Here is a 16,361-nt window from a genome sequence, read left to right on the forward strand (position 1 = left end):
CGGTTCGACGAATAACACTGCCAGGCCGGCCGCCATGTAACTGAACATTGAACTCGAAGCCCCCGTTTGCATCCGTAAGCGGGGGCTTCGTCATACCCGGACCCGGGTGCAAAGGAGGTGCCCGATGGCAGGGCAGGAACTGGCCACAGCGTACGTGTCGCTCGTCGTTGACACGAAAGGCATGTCGAGGGAGATCGACCGAACCCTCAAGGCTTCGGGTGCCGCAGCGGACCGTGCAGGCCGGGACATGGGCGATCGCATGTCGAACGCACTCGGGAGAACACTCAAGGCCGGCGCAGTCGGCGCCGCGGCGGCGGCAACAACCGCAGCTGTCGCCGGTGTCGGAACCGCTCTCACCAAGGGTTGGCAGCGACTCTCCGCGATCGACGACGCGGAGGGAAAGCTCGTGGCGCTAGGGCATTCCGCGCAGTCGGTCGAGAAGGTGATGGCGAGCAGTCTCGCTTCGGTCAAGGGAACGTCGTACGGACTCGGGGAAGCCGCAGCGCTGGCAGGCTCTGCCGTCGCTGCAGGGATCAAGCCCGGCGAGGAACTGACCAAGTACCTGTCACTGGTCGCGGACACCGCGACCGTGGCCGGTGCGCCGCTCGAGGACATCGGTCTGCTGTTCAACCAGGCCACCACCAAGGGCAAGGTCTATACGCTCCAGCTGAACCAGCTGGCTCAGCGCGGTATCCCGATCTATCAGTACCTCGCAAAGGAACTGGACGTCACACAAGAGGCGCTGTCGGACATGGTGTCCGAGGGCAAAGTCGACGCCGAAACGTATCGGCGGGCAATCGAGAACAATATCGGCGGTGCTGCGACCGCGGCGACGACGGTGTCCTCTCAGTGGGCGAACACGATGGCCGCGATGGGCAGGCTCGGTGCCTCAGCACTCGAACCGACCTTCGGCAGGCTGACCGGCTGGCTCGGTTCCGGAATCACCGCGATCGACGAACTGACCGACACTGTCAAACCCCTTGCCCAGGCGCTCGACCACAAGGTGTTCGAAGACTGGGGCCCCAAACTCGCCGCCGCATTCGACGAACTCCGCAGCAGCGACGTCGGCGCCGACACCGTTGCCCGACTGACATCCGTTCTCGACGGCCTGCTGTCCACCGCGGAAGCTCTGTGGCCACCGATCAAGCAGATCGGATCTTCGCTCATGGAGGCGACCGCCGCGACTGGCGTGTCGACGTGGCAGGTCCTGCTGGCCACCCTCGAAGCAGTCGCACCGATACTCGATGCGACCCTCGTCCCAGCTCTCCAAGCGACCGCGTCGCTGATGGAGAACAACCAGGGTGCAGTCACCGCCCTCGTCCTGGCGTTCGCTGCGCTCAAGGGAATTCCCGCGCTCATCTCGCGCATCAATACACCGTTCGTGGCGACCAGTACCGTCGTCACGAACACCACCGGTGCCATTCGCGGATTTGGTCAGCACATGCAGCTGCAGACGCGGTTTGCGGAGCAGGCCGGCCAACGCATCACCCGGATGGGTGCAGCGATGGCAGTGCTGCAAACACGGTCGGCTGCATTCGCACGGATGGGTGACGCCTACCGCACCGCATCCACGCACCTGACGGGTCTGTCCCGCACACAGGCGGCGGCCGCGCGGTCCGCGCAGAACCTGGCCAACCGGTCCGGAGACGCCTTCACCCGCGTCGACGCTCTCGGGCGGGCAGCTGGGCTGACAGCCGCATCGAACATTTCCCGGATGGGTGCAGTTGCCCGAGGAACCGGAGCAGCCGGGCTGTCTGCGCTGAGCACCGCCGCGTCGGGAGCTTCTCGCGCGGTCGGCGGAATGGTCACCGCTATGGGTGGTCCACTCGTCGTCGGACTGATGGCCGCGGCCGGAGCGTTCGTCGCGGTTAACTCCGAGATCAGCACTACCCGCAGGCACCATGAACTTCTGAGGGAGTCGGCGGCCGCGGCAGCGATCGGGCAACGTGACCTCGCACGCGCGATGGCTGATAGTGCCGGTGCGATCGACGACAACGTCCTCGGGGTGGTCGCCGACAACGTGGCGCGGATCCGCAGAGAGAACTCCGAGTTGTCCAAGACCGGCCCCGGATTCTTGAGCAAGGCCGCCGCGGGATGGCAGGAACTGGGGAATTCGGTCCTAGGCACCGGAAAGTCGTTCGCCGAGTCCAAGCGCACACAGGAATCGGTGCGCAGGGAAGCGGAGAAAGTCGCAGCGGGCCTGGACTCGCTGACGATGTCCGACGCCGAACTGGCCCGGACCCTTACCGCATCTACGGGCCACTGGATGCGATTCTCCGCGGGGATCGACAAGACGGACTCGTCGGCGGTCGCTGCGCTCGATGCTCTCCAGCGTGATCGTGACGCGATCCTGGCGACGAAGGAAGCAGCGGAGAAAGCGACGCCGGCTGCGGGGGAGATGGCTGCGGCGATTGACACCCTGGCGGATAAGTCGAATTCGGCGGCAGATCGAGCGGGCGCGTTGCACAGGATCCTGCAGACGCTCGCAGGCGTGAAGCCGGACGTCGAAGAAGCCGCAGCCGAATTCGGTGAGCTTATGGACAAACTCGCTGGTGGCAGCGAGTGGGACGCCGAGGCAGGCATCGGGCAGGGTCTGTTCAAGGACGGTGCCCTGGACATGAGCGTCGCCAATGCCCGGATGCTCCGTGACGAGATGGACGAGGTCATCGCCAAGCTCGCCGGCCTCGCCACCGCCGGTGCCCCTCTCGACGATTTCCTCGCCGAGAGCGAAGAGCAGATCAAACGGTGGGCGACGAACGCAGGCCTCGAGGTCGACGAGGTTCGCGCCCTGTTCGAAAGCCGCGGATTCAACGTCGACGAGCTTCTCCTGCAGGTGAAGGTCGCCGGAAAAGACCAGGTGGTACAGGATCTACAGCTCATCGAAAACCTGTTCCGGACGACCGACGAGCAGAACATTCGTGTTGCGATCACAGATGACGGGACCAAGGACTGGCTCCGCGAAGCTGGTTTCCAGCTCAAGGCGATCGAGGGCACCGCGTACGTCGACATCCAGCCGAAAGACCCGGCATCGATGTTGCTGCTCGACGAGTACCTCGAGAAATACCGGTCTCTGGATGACCTGACAGCCACTCCCGGTCTGGATCTCGACGACGACAGGTTCCTGCTCGACGTCGGCGAAGCGGAGAGAATGATCGAGATTCTCGGTGCGGAAAAGCCCACCCCCGAAGCGGAATTGATCATCGATAGCTTGCGGGAGAACGGCGAGATCAGCATGAAGATGCTGAAGGAACTTGCCGCGGCGAACCCGGAAACCGAGTTCTGGTTGAAGATCAAGGAGGCGATGGACAACGCCAAGTTGATCAGCGACACGATCGACGAAGCGGCGAAGCCTCGCACAATTACGATCGACGTTCGCTACCTGAATCAGGATGCCGGCGCTCGTCAGACCTACTTCGGCAACCCGGACATCCGGGGTCCGATTCCGGTCACCGGGCGCGCCCAGGGTGGCCCGATCACCGGTGGTGTGTGGGGTAAGGACTCGGTGCCGATCTTGGCGATGCCGGGTGAACACATGCTGACTGTCGACGACGTCAATCGTCTCGGCGGGCACGAAGGTGTGTACCGGTTCCGCGCTGCGCTGGCAGCTGGTCAGGTCGGCAAGTACGCCGAAGGTGGTCCGATCGTCCAGTCGATGGTCCGTGCCGTCCAGCGTCGCTTCCCTGGCATGGAGTTCACGTCGGGGTTGCGGTTCACGGACAACGGATACCACTCGAAGAATCAGGCCGCGGACTTCTCGAACACCGGGGCCGGGATGCCCTCCACGCCGGAGATGCGTTCTCTCGCAGCGTGGATCGCCGACAACTATGCCGGTATCACGCTGCAGCTGATCCATTCGCCGTTCACTCGGAATATCGGTCAGGGGCAAGGGTTCGTCGGTGACGGCGTCGGGTTCTATGGGGCTGGCACGATGGCCGAGCATCAGGACCACGTGCATTGGGCGGTTTCGCAGGAGGTCGGTGAGCCGACCGGTTCCACGCCGATGGGGATGGAACCGCCGTCGGAGTGGACGGAGAAGGATGAGCTCGCCCTCGAGTCGGCTCGGGTTGCGGTGCTGCAGGCGATGGAAGCTCGTGACAAGGCGTATGCCAACGAGAAGAAGTCCGACGCGGACCGGCAGCAGGCCGACATCAAGGTGGCGCAGGCCGAGTTGAAAGTCCGGGAACTCGAGAAGAAGCGGGACGGTGAGGGTGGCGCCGCGATGATCGTCACGCCAGCCCCGGAGCTCGAAGGTAAGATGGACGAGGACAGCCTCGCTGTCCGCCGCGCCGAGATCGCCATCCTCGATGCTCAGCTGGCGCGTGACAAGGTGTATTCCGATCCGGACTCGACGACGATCGACAAGGAGAAGGCCGACCTCGCAGTTTTCGAGGCCCGGAACAATCTCGACACCACGATCGAACGGATCGAGGAACGCGAGGAGAAGGACAAGGGCACCGGCAAGGACGGGTGGACGACCGAGACGCTGCGTGACCGCGTCGCGTCGTACGGCGCTCAGGTCGCCGGCATCATGTTCGACTCTGCGCTCGAGATCTTCGGTATCGAGTCGCGGTGGTTGGATATTCCGTGGCCGAAGTACGAACTCGACTCGGCGAAGGACGGTAAGTCCAAGAAGAAGTCGAAGGAGAAGAAGCCCGAGATCATCGGGTCCCGTCAGGGTGATGCCGCGGATGGTGAGGGTGCGCATGCGCATCCGCTTGCAGGGCTGCTCGGTTATGACGGCCTGCAGGACTTCGCGGGGAAGCTGCCTGGCACGGGCACTCCGAAGTGGATCGAGGATCTTTTGCGGAAGGGGCCGAAGGTCTACGACTCGGGTGGCTGGCTCAATCCGGGTGATATCGGAATCAACCTCGGGCGTGATCCTGAGCCGGTGTTCACGCCAGCCGAGTTCGAGAACATTGCGCAGATCGCCAATCTCGACTCGCTCGAACCGGCAGCACCGACGTCGTACGACTTCTCGATCCAGATCGTGCAACCGACCTTTGCGAACGAGTCCCGAATGATCCGGTCCGCCACCGATGCCCAGCGGCGCCAGATGATGCGTTACGGAGGGAGGATGGTGTGACGTCGATGTCACTGCCTCGTGGCATGACCATCAATATCCACGGCCAAGACGATTCCTTCTGGTGCGTCCACGGTCCCGGCGAGGGTGCTCAGGGTGTCACTCTGGGCAAAGACCAAGTCCAAGGGCTGTTCTCGGCCCCGGTCCGCACCGCATGGGCGGCCGGGGCCCGCTCGGACGGCGGCGTGATGAAGGGCAAGTGGCACGACTGGCGCGATCTCGCGCTCGGTTTCAACATCACATCCCAGGGTGTGCGGGGCGGTAGCCAGCAGAACATCGCGTCGCGGTTCCGTGAAGCGTTCGGCTACCGCGAGGACGAATGGGACCACGACGCGCACCTGGCGAAGATCGAGGTCATCACCCCGTCGACGACGCGGTGGCTCTACGTCCAGATGTACGAGAACGAGGACTTCGATCCTGGCATCGACCCGCTGCTCGCCGACTACGAGAACCCGATCATCCCGCTCCGCGCCGGCCAGCCCTTCTGGGAAGAAGAGGACCTGGTCTACGAGTGGTCCACCAAACAGCGCTCCGGTGCCGGTGAGATCCCCGTGCGCAACCCGACGCATCAGCCGATGAAACAGGAGTGGGTTGTCACCCGCGGCGACTGGATCCTGCCGGACGTGTCGTGGGAAGGGAAGAAGTGGAACCGGCGGCCCGGGGTGTCGAAGGCGACCGGACGTGACGACCGCAACCGTGCGATCCCGCTGCCGACGATCGGTGCGCTCGAAGGCGTCGGCCGTGTCAGTCTCGACACGACGCGAAAGCTCATGATCCGCGATGCCGCGGACACGAACCTATTGGGCCGGATGCCGATTCCCGGTATGCGGTTCAAGTACGTGATCCCACCGTGCACGCAGGAGCAGACGCTGCCGGTGTCGGTGATGAACGCACCGGCCGGCGGCGCGAAGGTCAAGCTCTATCTCCCGCGCCGGTACGAGCACCCCTACGGCACCAAGTGAGGAGGTGGCTATGTCGGTAATCGACTTCGACCTCTCGCTCGACGAACAGATCGAACAGGGCCTGGCAGCGATCCAGGCGATCGAGGAGGCTGAGCGCCTCGTCCGGGAAGTTCCCCCGGAGGTGCTGCTCCACGACGGCGAGATGCGCCTGCAGCACGTCGTCGAAGCCGAATACTCCTGCCGCGCAGACCTCGTCGAGGCGGACACCGGACAGATCGAACTGAAGCATCCGTTCGATCATCCGACCGGGCAGTGGCTGTTCGACGAGTACGGGCGGATGTTGCGCGGTGAGAAACGCAACGTCAACATCACGATCGAGTACGCCGAGTCCCGGATCGGCGGTCTGCTCGATCACGTCGAACTCGAGTTGGACGAAGAGACCGGCGACCAGGTCGTCAAGGCGGTGTTCCAGTCCGACTACGAGCGGCTGAAGTGGTATTCCGTCTGGTCCAACCCCTGGCTCAGCGAACACGTGCAGTTCCCGCGCGTGTTTATCCTGCCGGGGCCGATTCCGTGGGTGCTGTCGGTGATGCTCGATCTGCAGCTGCAACGCGAGCGTGGGTCGACGTGGGCGATGCCCAACGATCCGATGGACCCGGACCAACGGACCGATCTCGACCAGTCGACGTGGTCGATGGTCGTCAAACCGATCTCGTTCATGGAATCGATGGCGGCCGGCCACCTGTGGGGGATCGGCGCGTCGCGGTTCAAGAACTACCACGACGTCGCCAAGGCAATGATGCAGGACGGCGAGATCACCCCGAAGGTCGAGGTGTGGTTCGAAGGCGATCCCGAACCATGGCCCGGCGCGAACCTGCGTCACGGCACGCGTGTCGTGTCGTTCGAGGACAACTCGGGCCGCTACACCGGCACCGCGACCGGCGGCACCGTGTGGGACGGACTGATCCACACCATCACCCAGTTCACGCAGGACTACATCGACTCGACCGAGTCGCTGGTGATGGACACCACGATCCCACCGGAGTACTACGAGCCGGGCAACAAGGAAACGAACGCGTCGGCTCCGTTCGCGATCTACGAGGACACCGAGGATTCCGGGATCCAGAGTTACCGCCTGCGGAAAACTCCGTCCAAGGGAATCCAGATCGTCACGGGAGGACACTCGATGCCGGGGGTCGTCTGTGCCCCAGCCTGAATAAGGTTGGGGCACAGACGATCCTGTCAACGAACTAATCTCCGCGACCGTGCAGATGATCGGGGATCTCACCGCGATGATCCCCGGCGTCCCGCCGGTCGGCGGGGTGGCCGAAGCCATCTTGCGCCCATTTTTCGAAGACACGCTGCTCGCCTGGATGGTCGCGAGGAGCGCTGCACGAGCGAACAACTCGGGATGGACTCGATACTTCGAGTACTTCCAGGAAGGTGCCGGTAAGGCCTACACCATCAGTGCCCTGATGGTGCTACGCGCCGGGTTCTGGGCGACGCGTTCGTTTGCCGCGCACGAATTTTCGGTGCGCGACGCAGCACCCTACCTCGTCGGGCAGAAAGGCCACCTCTGGCTCGGCAAACGCGGTGGATACACCATCCGCGGCGACCGCTCGTACCGGATCTACATGGACCGTGTGTCCAAGGTGTCCCTGTCCTGGTCTCGTGACGAGGCCGTCGGATGGACGCTCACTTTCGGCGACGACCGGGCCCTGCAGGACCCCGTCGCCCGCGCATGGGAGCAGATCGAGGCGTTCGTTTCGAGCCTGCAACAAGTCGGATTCTAGAACAGGAGAACATTCGCATGTCCAAGCCGTCGACCACTGCAACCAAGCAGGCCCGGCAGATGAAGGCCTTCACCGACACGCTCGGCAAGATCGGCGGCAAGACATTCGACCAGTGGCCGGCGTGGGAAGGCAAAGGTCTACCCACCCGCGAGAACTGCGACCTGACGAATCCACGGCAGGCGCTGCTCTGGACGTTCACGGCCATGCCGGGCGTCCAGGGCGCGCCGCTGCCGCTGCCCACCGAGTACTGGGAAATGGTGTCGTGGCGGCAGTGGATGCTCGGCATCCGGCCTGTGCGCAAACCGAAGCTGAAATACCAGGCGCCGCGGCACATGACGGCCGATCGCTTCACCGCGGCCGGCCGATGGGTGGACCCGTCCACTCCGGACCTTCCTCGCGCGACGATGAAAGACCTTGTCTCCCAGCTCGGCCAGACCGACAAGGCCGACCTGAAGAAGACCCTGCTCGAGGAGTTCGGGCTGGACGGCGCACCGAAGGCCGAAGCCCCGGACGGATACCTGCAGGTGTCCGATCTCGCGCGTCGTCTCGAGGTCGACATCGACCAGCTCGTCGGCGTCCTCGACTCCTTCGGCATGAAAGTCGAGCCCGCCTCCTATGTGGGGCAGGGCGTCGCTGACCGCATCATCAACCATCTCGGACTCGACGACTGAGGCCTTGCGGCACCTCGTCGAGGAGAGGACATACACATGCGTACCTTCTCCCGCGCCCAGGTCGACGCGACCCGGAAATACATCTGGTCGAAAGACTGGCTGCCGTACCACTACGGCGGCAGCGGCAACCCGGGCGGTGACTGCTCGTGGTTCGTCTTCGCGGTCGCCGCGCACATCCAGGGCATGAAGGCCAACCGTCGCTACGGCTCGACGGAGAACTGCAACCGGCCCGGGGTGTACGGCGCCGTCGCGACCGGTGACGCCGCCCAGCTCGGATTGATCCACGCGCGCAGCAAGGCCGAAGTGCCGGCCGACGCCCTGCTCAAACTCGGGTTCCTGCACGGTGGCGGAGGCTACAACTCACACGTCTCGGGCACCTTCGACGGGCTGAACTTCGAATCCCGCGGCATGTACCGGGGCCGCTCCGGTCACGTCGTGGCCGACAGTGCCCGTGCATGGAACGACCCGCTGTACCACGACTTCTGGTACCTGCCCGCCCGTGTCGGCGTCGCCGACCCGGACGACTTCCCGCTGCCCGCCGGTGAGTATTACGGGCCGTACAGCGGCCCCGAGGAATCGATCTCCGGTGAGGCCGGTGAACCGGCCTACAAGATCGACGGACTCAAGCGCCTGCAAGCGAAGCTCGGTCTCCCGCAGACCGGCCGGTGGATCGACGCCAAGGCCGCGATCGTCGCGCTGCAGAAGACCGACCCGTCGCTGCTGCCGGACGGCACCGTCGGCCCGAAGACCTGGGCGCTGATCATGCGCCAAGGCGCACCCACCCCCGCACCTGTCCCCGGAGGAACCGTGTCCGAGCTCACCTACGAACAGCACGCCGCCCTGCAGTGGGGCCAGCCGCACGAAGTCCGGCAGATCTCCGATGCGGGCCGTGAGTACGTCCACGTCAAGGACGGCGAGATGTGGGGCCGCGCGGGCCTCGCCGACATCTGGAACGAGGTCGTCTACGACGGATTCCTCTCCCACGTCGACGGCGACGACCGTCGCGGATCACTCGTGTTCTGGCTGCTCGAAACCCACCGAGAGATCGTCGAGACCAAGCGGCTCGTCGAGTCCCTGCAGGCCCGTTTCGCGTCCGGGGACACCAGCCAGCAACCCACCACCATTCAGGAGGCCTGAACCATGTCCATGCTCGATACCGTCCGCACCGCCATTCCCGCCGAAGCCCGTGAACGCGTCTACATCATTGCCGGCGCCGCGATCACCCTGCTCGCCTCGTGGGGCGTCGTCGACGCCGCCGCGGTGCCCGCCTGGGCAGCACTTGCGGCCGCGGTGATCGCCCTCGGATTCGCGATCCTGCATTCGACGTCGACGGTGCGCACCGCCCTGTACTCGGTGCTGCTCGCCGTCCAGGGCGTTGCGCAGCTGTACGGCATCTTCACCGACACACAGTGGGCATCGATCGCCGGCCTCGCCGCTGCCGTGCTCGGTATCTCCGTCGCCGCTGCTAAGACTCCGACGCCGATCACAGCAGACGGAATCACTGCAGCAATCGGAACGGGAGTCGACAGCGGCCTCACCATCGAGACCTCCGAGACCATGGAAACCATCGATCTCGAGTACGACGACGAGGCACCGTCGCCCGGCGGCGCGGACAACTGACCATCCCCAACATCATGTGAGGGGGCCGGTCATGGTCCGCAGAATCGCTCTCGCCGCACTGGGAGTGTCCTCGATCGTCCGAGGCGCGTCGTACCTCGGACCGCACTCTCCGAATTCGGCACCCCCGCAGCTGGCGTTCGTCGACCAGGCGATCCCGCTGTCCTGGTACGCAGTCGGATGGATCGCGACCGGAGTTTTTGCTCTGGTCGCGGTCCTCGTCCGCCGACTGCAGTCGGCAGGTTTGTCGTTCGCGGTGTTCTTCAATCTGCTCTGGGGGTTGAGTTTCATCCTGTCGTGGGCAGTGCTCGGCGTTCCCAGGGCCTACGTGTCCGCGGCCTCGTATCTGACGATCGCTGTGCTGGCGCTGTGCGTCGGGGTTCTCTACGAGCGGGTCGCGCTTCCTGACCCACCCGAGGGGGGTGCATGTCGCCAACCCAAGCGTTCCTGATCGGCCTCGGTGGTCCGATCCTGGCGGCGATCGTCGCGTGGATCGGGCACCTGTGGATGCGGAGGTCGAACCGGGAAAGCAACACGACGGCCGACTGGGCGGCCTACGCAGAAGCGAACTCGCGGGACATGGCGGCGCTGCGTAGCGAGGTCAGCAGGCTCAACGAACGCGTCGACGAACTCGACCGACGACTGCGGCACGAGCAACGAATCAGCAGGGCCGCAATCAGTTTCATTCGTGTGCTGTTGCGCTGGATCGACGAGCACGTCCCGGGACACACCCCGCCGGCGGCTCCTGAGATTCTCAGGGAGGAACTGTGACCTCACCTGATGGTGCGTTACCCGAAGGTTCCCTTGTCCCGGGACTGTTCCGGGCGATGCAGTTGCAGACCGAGGAAGAGGCGAAGGCCGCGGCCACCGGTGGGGCACTCGGTGGTTTCGAGGACGCCCAGGAGTCGTACTGGGAGTTCGAATCCGACGTCGCCGGAACCGTCGGTGAGGCTCTCGACGAACAGCTCGAGCTCAACGAACGGGTGGATCTGCTCGAGGGCGTCAACGGGTACTGCATGACGTTCATGTCGAAGAACTGGCTGATTCCGTCCCAACGGAAAGTCGTTCTGCCGTTCGACACCCAGCTCGGCCCGAACGTCGGCGCGTCTCCGTTCGAGGGCGGGATCCGTCTCGACACGAAGGGACTGTGGCGCACCGACTTTCTGATCGGCTGGGAAAAATCCCCGCCGGGCAATCCGTGGTCGGCCGGTATCTACCTCGAGGTGTACAACCACGTCGCCGATACCTCGTACTCCGAGTCGCTGTTCGCGATCGTCGTGACCCCGGCCGGCCACGAGACGGTCGCGTTCTCGAAGACCTTCGTGATCCCCGCCGACGACACCTACATGGTGCGGGCCCATGCCTGGCAGGGCACCACGACCCAGCGCCGCGTCTTCGGCGGCACGACCTGGTCTGCCCTGTCGGTGAACAAGTGGTCCAACAACACCGACCACAACATCGACATCCCGGAGGCACCCGAGGGAGGAATGCTGTCATGACATCACCGGACGGTGCGATCCCCGACGGATCACTCGCCCCCGGGTTGTTCGCGGCGGCACAAGCCCAGACCGAGGATGACGCCAAAGCCCAGATGACGGCACAGCCGGTCGGTTCGTTCGTCAACGCGCAGGACATCTGGAAGGCCGCCTGCCAACGCCAACGCATGATCCCTGCCGAGCTCAAGGACGGGCAACTGGCGCTGCGTCACCGGATCGATCTGCTCAACGAGGTCTCCGCGTACGGATCCGCGGTGATGTCCCACACCTGGAACATTCCGTACTCGAAATGGTGTGTGCTGCCGTTCGATACCCAGCTCGGCCCAGCGAAAGGCCTTGCGGTGTCGAGGAACGGCCCCGAGACCGGCTTCCTCACGTTGAAGAAAGGCGGGCTGTGGCGGGTGGACGCGCTGTTCGCGGTCACCGGCTACTCCATCGGCCTGAACTTTCGCCTCGACGCGAACGGTATCCCGGTGTTCTACAACACCTACTCGCCGATCTTTCCGCGATTCCTGATCGAAGTCGTCGACTCGTCCGGTGCGCTGATCACCGCCGGAGAACACGACCTGGTGTCGGATCTCGCACTGCACCAGAGCGGGCTACTGGGATACACGAACGCAGCGAGGTCCGGTGCGTTCTCCAAGACGTTCGTGCTCCCCGAGATGCCACCGGAAGACGAACCCGGCGCGGAGGAGCACTGGGTCGATGTCCGTCTCGCGGTCCGCTACGAGCCGATCTACCAGGGCGTCATCTCGGACACCTTCTGCCAGGTCCTCGGCGGCACGCAGTGGTGTTCGCTGAGCGCGACCCGCTGGTCCCGCGACTCGACCCATATCAACCACGCCGACACCGTCCCCGACGGCGGCGTTCTCGGATAGGAGCGACTTCGCATGACCGTGCTCACCGCACACATTCGGGACATCGCCGGCGCCGACGACCGGACGATCTTTACCTTCGAAATTCCGACCGTGCGCGCAAGCGGGACCGGTGGCGTCGTCACCGCCCGCCAGAGTCGCTACGTCGCTGCCGGCGGTGTCCTGACCACTGACGACCTCGAACCCGGGCCTGCGGTCCTGCGGATGTCATCCGGACCTCCCACCGACTACCGGATCACCATCCCGGACAGCGCGACACCGGTGCAGTTGTGGCCGTTGATCGACGCTGCCACCCCGCCGGACTCGATCGAGTGGGCGACCGGGTTCGTGCGCAACGGAGGTGGTGTCGCCCGCGTGCAGGCGATGACCGAATCCGAATACACCGCTCTGCAGTCGGCCGGTCTCGATGACCCCGACACCGTCTACTTCACCATTCCTGGCTAGGAGACCCATCATGGCTGTGACCGCCAAGCTCTACGGAGGATTCCTCCAGTCCCTCGCCGCCGGCGAGATCAACCTCGCCTCGGACACCCTCAAGGCGATGCTGTGCACGTCCGCGTACACCCCGAACCAGGACACGCACCGCTACAAGAGTTCGGTGACCGGTGAGGTCACCGGCACCGGCTACACCGCCGGCGGAAAGTCCCTCACCGGCGTCACCGTCACCTACGACGCCGCGACGAACCGGCTGCGCCTCGACTCCGACGACCCGTCGTGGCCCGACTCGACGATCACCTGCCGATACCTGGTGTTCTACGACGCGACCCCGGCCTCGGATGCGACACGGCCGCTGATCGCGTACGTCGACTTCGGTGCCGACGTCTCCACCACCGCAGGCACCTTCACCGCGGCCATCAACGCGGCCGGGATCGCCACGATCACCGCGGACTAGGCCGGGCTGTGAGCATCTGGCAGCACGGCGCCCCGAAGATCGGTGTGTACGCGCGGGGGCAACGGGTGTCGGGTGTGTGGTGGCGCGGCCTGCGGGTGTGGGACGGCACGATGCCCGCGATGGTGGCGCTGCCTGTCGCAGTCGCCGTCGCGCACGCCCCCGACCCCGAGTTCACCATCGACCGCGTCGTCGAGCTCGCTGTCGCATCGGCGACAGCACGAGCCCACGCCGTCGTCGCAGACATCGTGGTGCCGGTGCCCACCGCGACGGCAACAGCAACCGGCCACGCGCTCGTCGCACACCTGATCGGCGCCCGCGTCGAGATCCCGACTGCGACTGCGACAGCCCAAGCCCACCCGATCCTGGTGCAGGTGCCGACCGAGATGACCGTCTCGCTCGAACCGGCGACAGCAGTCGCGACAGCCCATCCGATCGTCGCGGGCTACTCCGCGACACTCGACCTCGCGACAGCCGGCGCGACCGGGCAGGCCCACCCCGTCGAGGTGGACGTGACCGTGATCGTCGCAGTCCCCGCCGCGACAGCGACAGCACTCGCCCCGGCCCCTGTCGCACGGGCCCAGGTCACTGTCGCAGCCGCTGTCGCGCGGGCCGCCGCGTCGGCGCCGGCCCCGTCAGTGTCGCGGTCGCTCGCGCGAGCGGTACCTGTCGCGACAGCTGTCGCAGTGGCCCATCCGGTCGAGCCGGACATCGGTGTCCCCTATCCGGCCGAGGACCTGTTCCCGTCCGACGACCTATTCCCAGGAGATGAGACGTGACCTACAACGAGCAGGAATGGGAGAACCGGCCGTCGACGCGCACCCCGTTGTCGGCGGCCCGATTGCTCCACATGGAGGGCGGAATCAAGTCCGCCCACGACCGGCTCGACGGACTCCTCGGCCCCGAGGACGAGCTGTCCGTCGACGCCGTCGCGGACATGTCCGAGATCGGACGCGACATCGCCCGGGCCGAGAACGCGCTGTCGGTGCGCGAACTGATCGGCGTCGACCTCGACCCGTACCCCGAGACCCGGATCATGACGTTCGCCAACGGCGGCATGGGACAGACCGTCGCCGCCGATCTCGCGGCGGCCACCGAGCACGGCATCCGCATCCCGGTGAAGCTGTTCGCACCGACGCTGCGCTGGCGGCTCAAGCTGCGCAACTACGGCATGACCGCTGCCGCGTACAACCCGCTGACCTGCAAAGGCATCATCCGAGGCGTCCACAGTTCCGGCGGAAACTTCGCCGGTGGTGCCGCGTCGACGATCGTGCCCGGCGATGTGACGATCCCGGGCAACGGGAACTACTACTACAGCCCCTGGATCACCGACCCGGCGCTGCAGTTCGACAAGGGCGTCGAATACCTGATCGGTATCGGCTTCACCCTCGCCTCGCAGGCGATGAAAACCACGATCGGGCAGTGCTGGCGCTGGACCACTGCTGCGGCCGCGCTGAACCCCGCGACGACCGGCGGCACCGTGCCGACCGGTATCCCGCTGGATTTCCAGATCGAGTACGAGGTCGCGACCGACACGCACGACTCGGCGTGGCTGGTCATCGCCGATTCGATCCTCGAGGGCGTCACCGGCCCGCAGGGCACCGCGGTATCGAACGTCGTGCCGCAGCCGATCCACACCTCCCCGCCGCAACGGTGGGCCGAGGCGAACAACATCCTGGTGCAGAACATCTCTATGGCCGGGATCACCGCTGCGCTGTTCGGTCAGCCGGCGACCTACCCGGAGTTCTGGACACGTCAGGACATGGTGCAGTCGCAGCTCGACGGCATCCTCATCAGCCTGGGCAGCAACGACGCCTCGAGCTCACGTACCCTCGCACAGTTCCAGGCCGACATGACCGCCATCGTGCAGAAAGTGCGCGCGCTCGTCGGTTACGAAGCCCCGCTGTACCTGGGCACCGTTATGCCCCGCAACGCGCTCACCACGGCGCAGAACAACCTGCGGATTGCCTACAACGACTGGATCAAGAGCCTGCCTCTCGGAGCGGCCGGATTCGTGGACTTCGATCAGGTCATGCGCTCCGGTGGCACGTCGACCACCGCGCTGCAGCCCGCGTACACGAATGACAACATCCATCCCTCGTACGAAGGGCAGGCGGTGTTGGCTCAGAAGATGGCGTCGATCCCGACGATCGTGACCCGTCGCAAGCGCGACAGCTACGAGCGGATGACCCAGGCCGAGTACGACGCTCTGACACTGCGAGATCCGAACAAGCTGTACCTGATCAAGGGGTGATCTGATGCCTGCACTGCTCGATGACGGCTCTCGGCCGGACGCGTACCGGCACGGCGACCTCGAACTCGACCGGGTGTACCTCGGGGACGAACAGGTGTGGCCGCCGCTGCCGCTGGTGCCGATGGGCATGGACTTCACCGGCACGGCATCGGTGAGCTCGGGGCAGACCGTCGACGTGACCGGATTCGTACCCCGCCCAGGGTTCCCCGACACCGTGATCGACGCAGGCACCGCGCTGGTGATCGGTGGGCCCGGCACCATCCGGGTGCACGCCGGTGCATCCCCCGCGAACGCCTATCTGCGCTGGCGGGTGATGCACTACACGGCCGGGGCGTGGGTCGAACAGGTCAACGTGAGCAACGGCGTCACAGGTGAGTCGAGTGACTTTGCCGTCGATACCGGAGACCTGCTGAAAATGACGATCTCCTCGACATTCAGCACCCGGTCGATCTCGTCGGCCTATGTGTACTTCGACGTCATCTCCTCTGGATAGTAGGAGAAGCTTTCACGGTTCAGGAACGGCGCCCCACCTCTCAAGAGGTGGGGCGCCGTTTGGTGTTTGTTCGACCCGTTCGGGGAGGGGCCGCCGGTCTGTGGTCGGCGGCCCCTCGATGGCGCTGGCGAGCATATTCTGCGGTTCCTCGCCATACATCCCGCTGTTGCTGTGCCTGCCCCGCGGGTGAGCTTGACGCCGTGTCCGATTATCGCAAAACGGACAGCTGTCGCAAGCGTCGGCCGGTTCCGAGTCTGGGCGTGGTGCCTTCGCGGGCGGGTTACACCCCGA

At 65.2% G+C, this 16,361-nt stretch carries 16 protein-coding genes; all 16 read left to right on the forward strand.

Going from position 1 to position 16,361, the window contains the following annotated elements; all coding sequences use genetic code 11:
• Positions 1–124 precede the first annotated feature (124 nt).
• From LPH33_RS03960 to LPH33_RS04035, 16 genes are read left to right on the forward strand one after another with little or no spacing between them, the layout of a single operon-like run.
• Entirely contained in the window at positions 125–5,083 is a 4,959-nt protein-coding gene (locus tag LPH33_RS03960) for a tape measure protein (protein ID WP_229567176.1), read from the forward strand.
• Positions 5,084–5,088: 5 nt separating this feature from the next.
• Positions 5,089–6,042 (forward strand): hypothetical protein, encoded by a 954-nt coding sequence (locus LPH33_RS03965; RefSeq protein ID WP_229567177.1) that lies wholly within the window; start codon positions 5,089–5,091, stop codon positions 6,040–6,042.
• 10 nt (positions 6,043–6,052) lie between these two features.
• On the forward strand, positions 6,053–7,198 hold the full coding sequence (locus tag LPH33_RS03970) for a hypothetical protein (protein ID WP_229567180.1): 1,146 nt from the start codon (positions 6,053–6,055) through the stop codon (positions 7,196–7,198).
• A 49-nt stretch (positions 7,199–7,247) separates the two neighbouring features.
• Positions 7,248–7,775, forward strand: coding sequence for a hypothetical protein (locus tag LPH33_RS03975; protein WP_229567181.1), 528 nt, complete (start codon positions 7,248–7,250; stop codon positions 7,773–7,775).
• A gap of 17 nt (positions 7,776–7,792) precedes the next feature.
• Entirely contained in the window at positions 7,793–8,446 is a 654-nt protein-coding gene (locus tag LPH33_RS03980; protein WP_229567184.1) for a phage gene 29 protein family protein, read from the forward strand.
• Positions 8,447–8,482: 36 nt separating this feature from the next.
• Positions 8,483–9,583, forward strand: coding sequence for a hypothetical protein (locus LPH33_RS03985; protein ID WP_229567186.1), 1,101 nt, complete (start codon positions 8,483–8,485; stop codon positions 9,581–9,583).
• Between the two features lie 3 nt (positions 9,584–9,586).
• A complete protein-coding gene (locus LPH33_RS03990) occupies positions 9,587–10,066 on the forward strand; it encodes a phage holin (RefSeq protein ID WP_229567189.1) in 480 nt (159 codons plus the stop codon).
• A 31-nt stretch (positions 10,067–10,097) separates the two neighbouring features.
• The gene (locus LPH33_RS03995) at positions 10,098–10,514 is read left to right on the forward strand and encodes a hypothetical protein (RefSeq protein ID WP_229567191.1); all 417 of its coding nucleotides are present in this window, start codon (positions 10,098–10,100) and stop codon (positions 10,512–10,514) included.
• Positions 10,490–10,834, forward strand: coding sequence for a hypothetical protein (locus tag LPH33_RS04000; protein WP_229567194.1), 345 nt, complete (start codon positions 10,490–10,492; stop codon positions 10,832–10,834). Before LPH33_RS03995 ends, LPH33_RS04000 begins: the two co-directional genes overlap by 25 nt.
• Before the next feature lie 56 nt (positions 10,835–10,890).
• Positions 10,891–11,562 (forward strand): hypothetical protein, encoded by a 672-nt coding sequence (locus LPH33_RS04005; protein WP_229567195.1) that lies wholly within the window; start codon positions 10,891–10,893, stop codon positions 11,560–11,562.
• The gene (locus tag LPH33_RS04010) at positions 11,559–12,437 is read left to right on the forward strand and encodes a hypothetical protein (RefSeq protein WP_229567198.1); all 879 of its coding nucleotides are present in this window, start codon (positions 11,559–11,561) and stop codon (positions 12,435–12,437) included. Before LPH33_RS04005 ends, LPH33_RS04010 begins: the two co-directional genes overlap by 4 nt.
• 12 nt (positions 12,438–12,449) lie before the next feature.
• On the forward strand, positions 12,450–12,878 hold the full coding sequence (locus tag LPH33_RS04015) for a hypothetical protein (RefSeq protein ID WP_229567200.1): 429 nt from the start codon (positions 12,450–12,452) through the stop codon (positions 12,876–12,878).
• 10 nt (positions 12,879–12,888) lie between these two features.
• Complete coding sequence (locus tag LPH33_RS04020) at positions 12,889–13,326, forward strand: hypothetical protein (protein WP_229567201.1); 438 nt, start codon at positions 12,889–12,891, stop codon at positions 13,324–13,326.
• 8 nt (positions 13,327–13,334) lie between these two features.
• Positions 13,335–14,102: a hypothetical protein gene (locus LPH33_RS04025; protein ID WP_229567202.1), complete on the forward strand. Its 768-nt coding sequence runs from the start codon at positions 13,335–13,337 to the stop codon at positions 14,100–14,102.
• Positions 14,099–15,577, forward strand: coding sequence for an SGNH/GDSL hydrolase family protein (locus LPH33_RS04030; RefSeq protein ID WP_229567203.1), 1,479 nt, complete (start codon positions 14,099–14,101; stop codon positions 15,575–15,577). Before LPH33_RS04025 ends, LPH33_RS04030 begins: the two co-directional genes overlap by 4 nt.
• 4 nt (positions 15,578–15,581) lie before the next feature.
• Positions 15,582–16,070 (forward strand): hypothetical protein, encoded by a 489-nt coding sequence (locus LPH33_RS04035; protein ID WP_229567204.1) that lies wholly within the window; start codon positions 15,582–15,584, stop codon positions 16,068–16,070.
• Positions 16,071–16,361 lie beyond the last annotated feature (291 nt).

Origin of the sequence: Rhodococcus sp. RDE2, assembly GCF_020885655.1 — a bacterium.
Lineage (GTDB): Bacteria > Actinomycetota > Actinomycetes > Mycobacteriales > Mycobacteriaceae > Rhodococcus > Rhodococcus pyridinivorans.

What these genes read in the sequence shown, in the direction of transcription:
- LPH33_RS03980 (WP_229567184.1), top strand. Translation starts at nt 7,793, where the DNA reads ATGTCCAAGCCGTCGACCACTGCAACCAAGCAGGCCCGGCAGATGAAG.
- LPH33_RS03995 (WP_229567191.1), top strand. Translation starts at nt 10,098, where the DNA reads ATGGTCCGCAGAATCGCTCTCGCCGCACTGGGAGTGTCCTCGATCGTC.
- LPH33_RS04035 (WP_229567204.1), top strand. Translation starts at nt 15,582, where the DNA reads ATGCCTGCACTGCTCGATGACGGCTCTCGGCCGGACGCGTACCGGCAC.
- LPH33_RS04020 (WP_229567201.1), top strand. Translation starts at nt 12,889, where the DNA reads ATGGCTGTGACCGCCAAGCTCTACGGAGGATTCCTCCAGTCCCTCGCC.
- LPH33_RS04015 (WP_229567200.1), top strand. Translation starts at nt 12,450, where the DNA reads ATGACCGTGCTCACCGCACACATTCGGGACATCGCCGGCGCCGACGAC.
- LPH33_RS03960 (WP_229567176.1), top strand. Translation starts at nt 125, where the DNA reads ATGGCAGGGCAGGAACTGGCCACAGCGTACGTGTCGCTCGTCGTTGAC.
- LPH33_RS03990 (WP_229567189.1), top strand. Translation starts at nt 9,587, where the DNA reads ATGTCCATGCTCGATACCGTCCGCACCGCCATTCCCGCCGAAGCCCGT.
- LPH33_RS03985 (WP_229567186.1), top strand. Translation starts at nt 8,483, where the DNA reads ATGCGTACCTTCTCCCGCGCCCAGGTCGACGCGACCCGGAAATACATC.
- LPH33_RS04000 (WP_229567194.1), top strand. Translation starts at nt 10,490, where the DNA reads ATGTCGCCAACCCAAGCGTTCCTGATCGGCCTCGGTGGTCCGATCCTG.
- LPH33_RS03970 (WP_229567180.1), top strand. Translation starts at nt 6,053, where the DNA reads ATGTCGGTAATCGACTTCGACCTCTCGCTCGACGAACAGATCGAACAG.
- LPH33_RS04010 (WP_229567198.1), top strand. Translation starts at nt 11,559, where the DNA reads ATGACATCACCGGACGGTGCGATCCCCGACGGATCACTCGCCCCCGGG.
- LPH33_RS04005 (WP_229567195.1), top strand. Translation starts at nt 10,891, where the DNA reads ATGCAGTTGCAGACCGAGGAAGAGGCGAAGGCCGCGGCCACCGGTGGG.
- LPH33_RS03965 (WP_229567177.1), top strand. Translation starts at nt 5,089, where the DNA reads ATGTCACTGCCTCGTGGCATGACCATCAATATCCACGGCCAAGACGAT.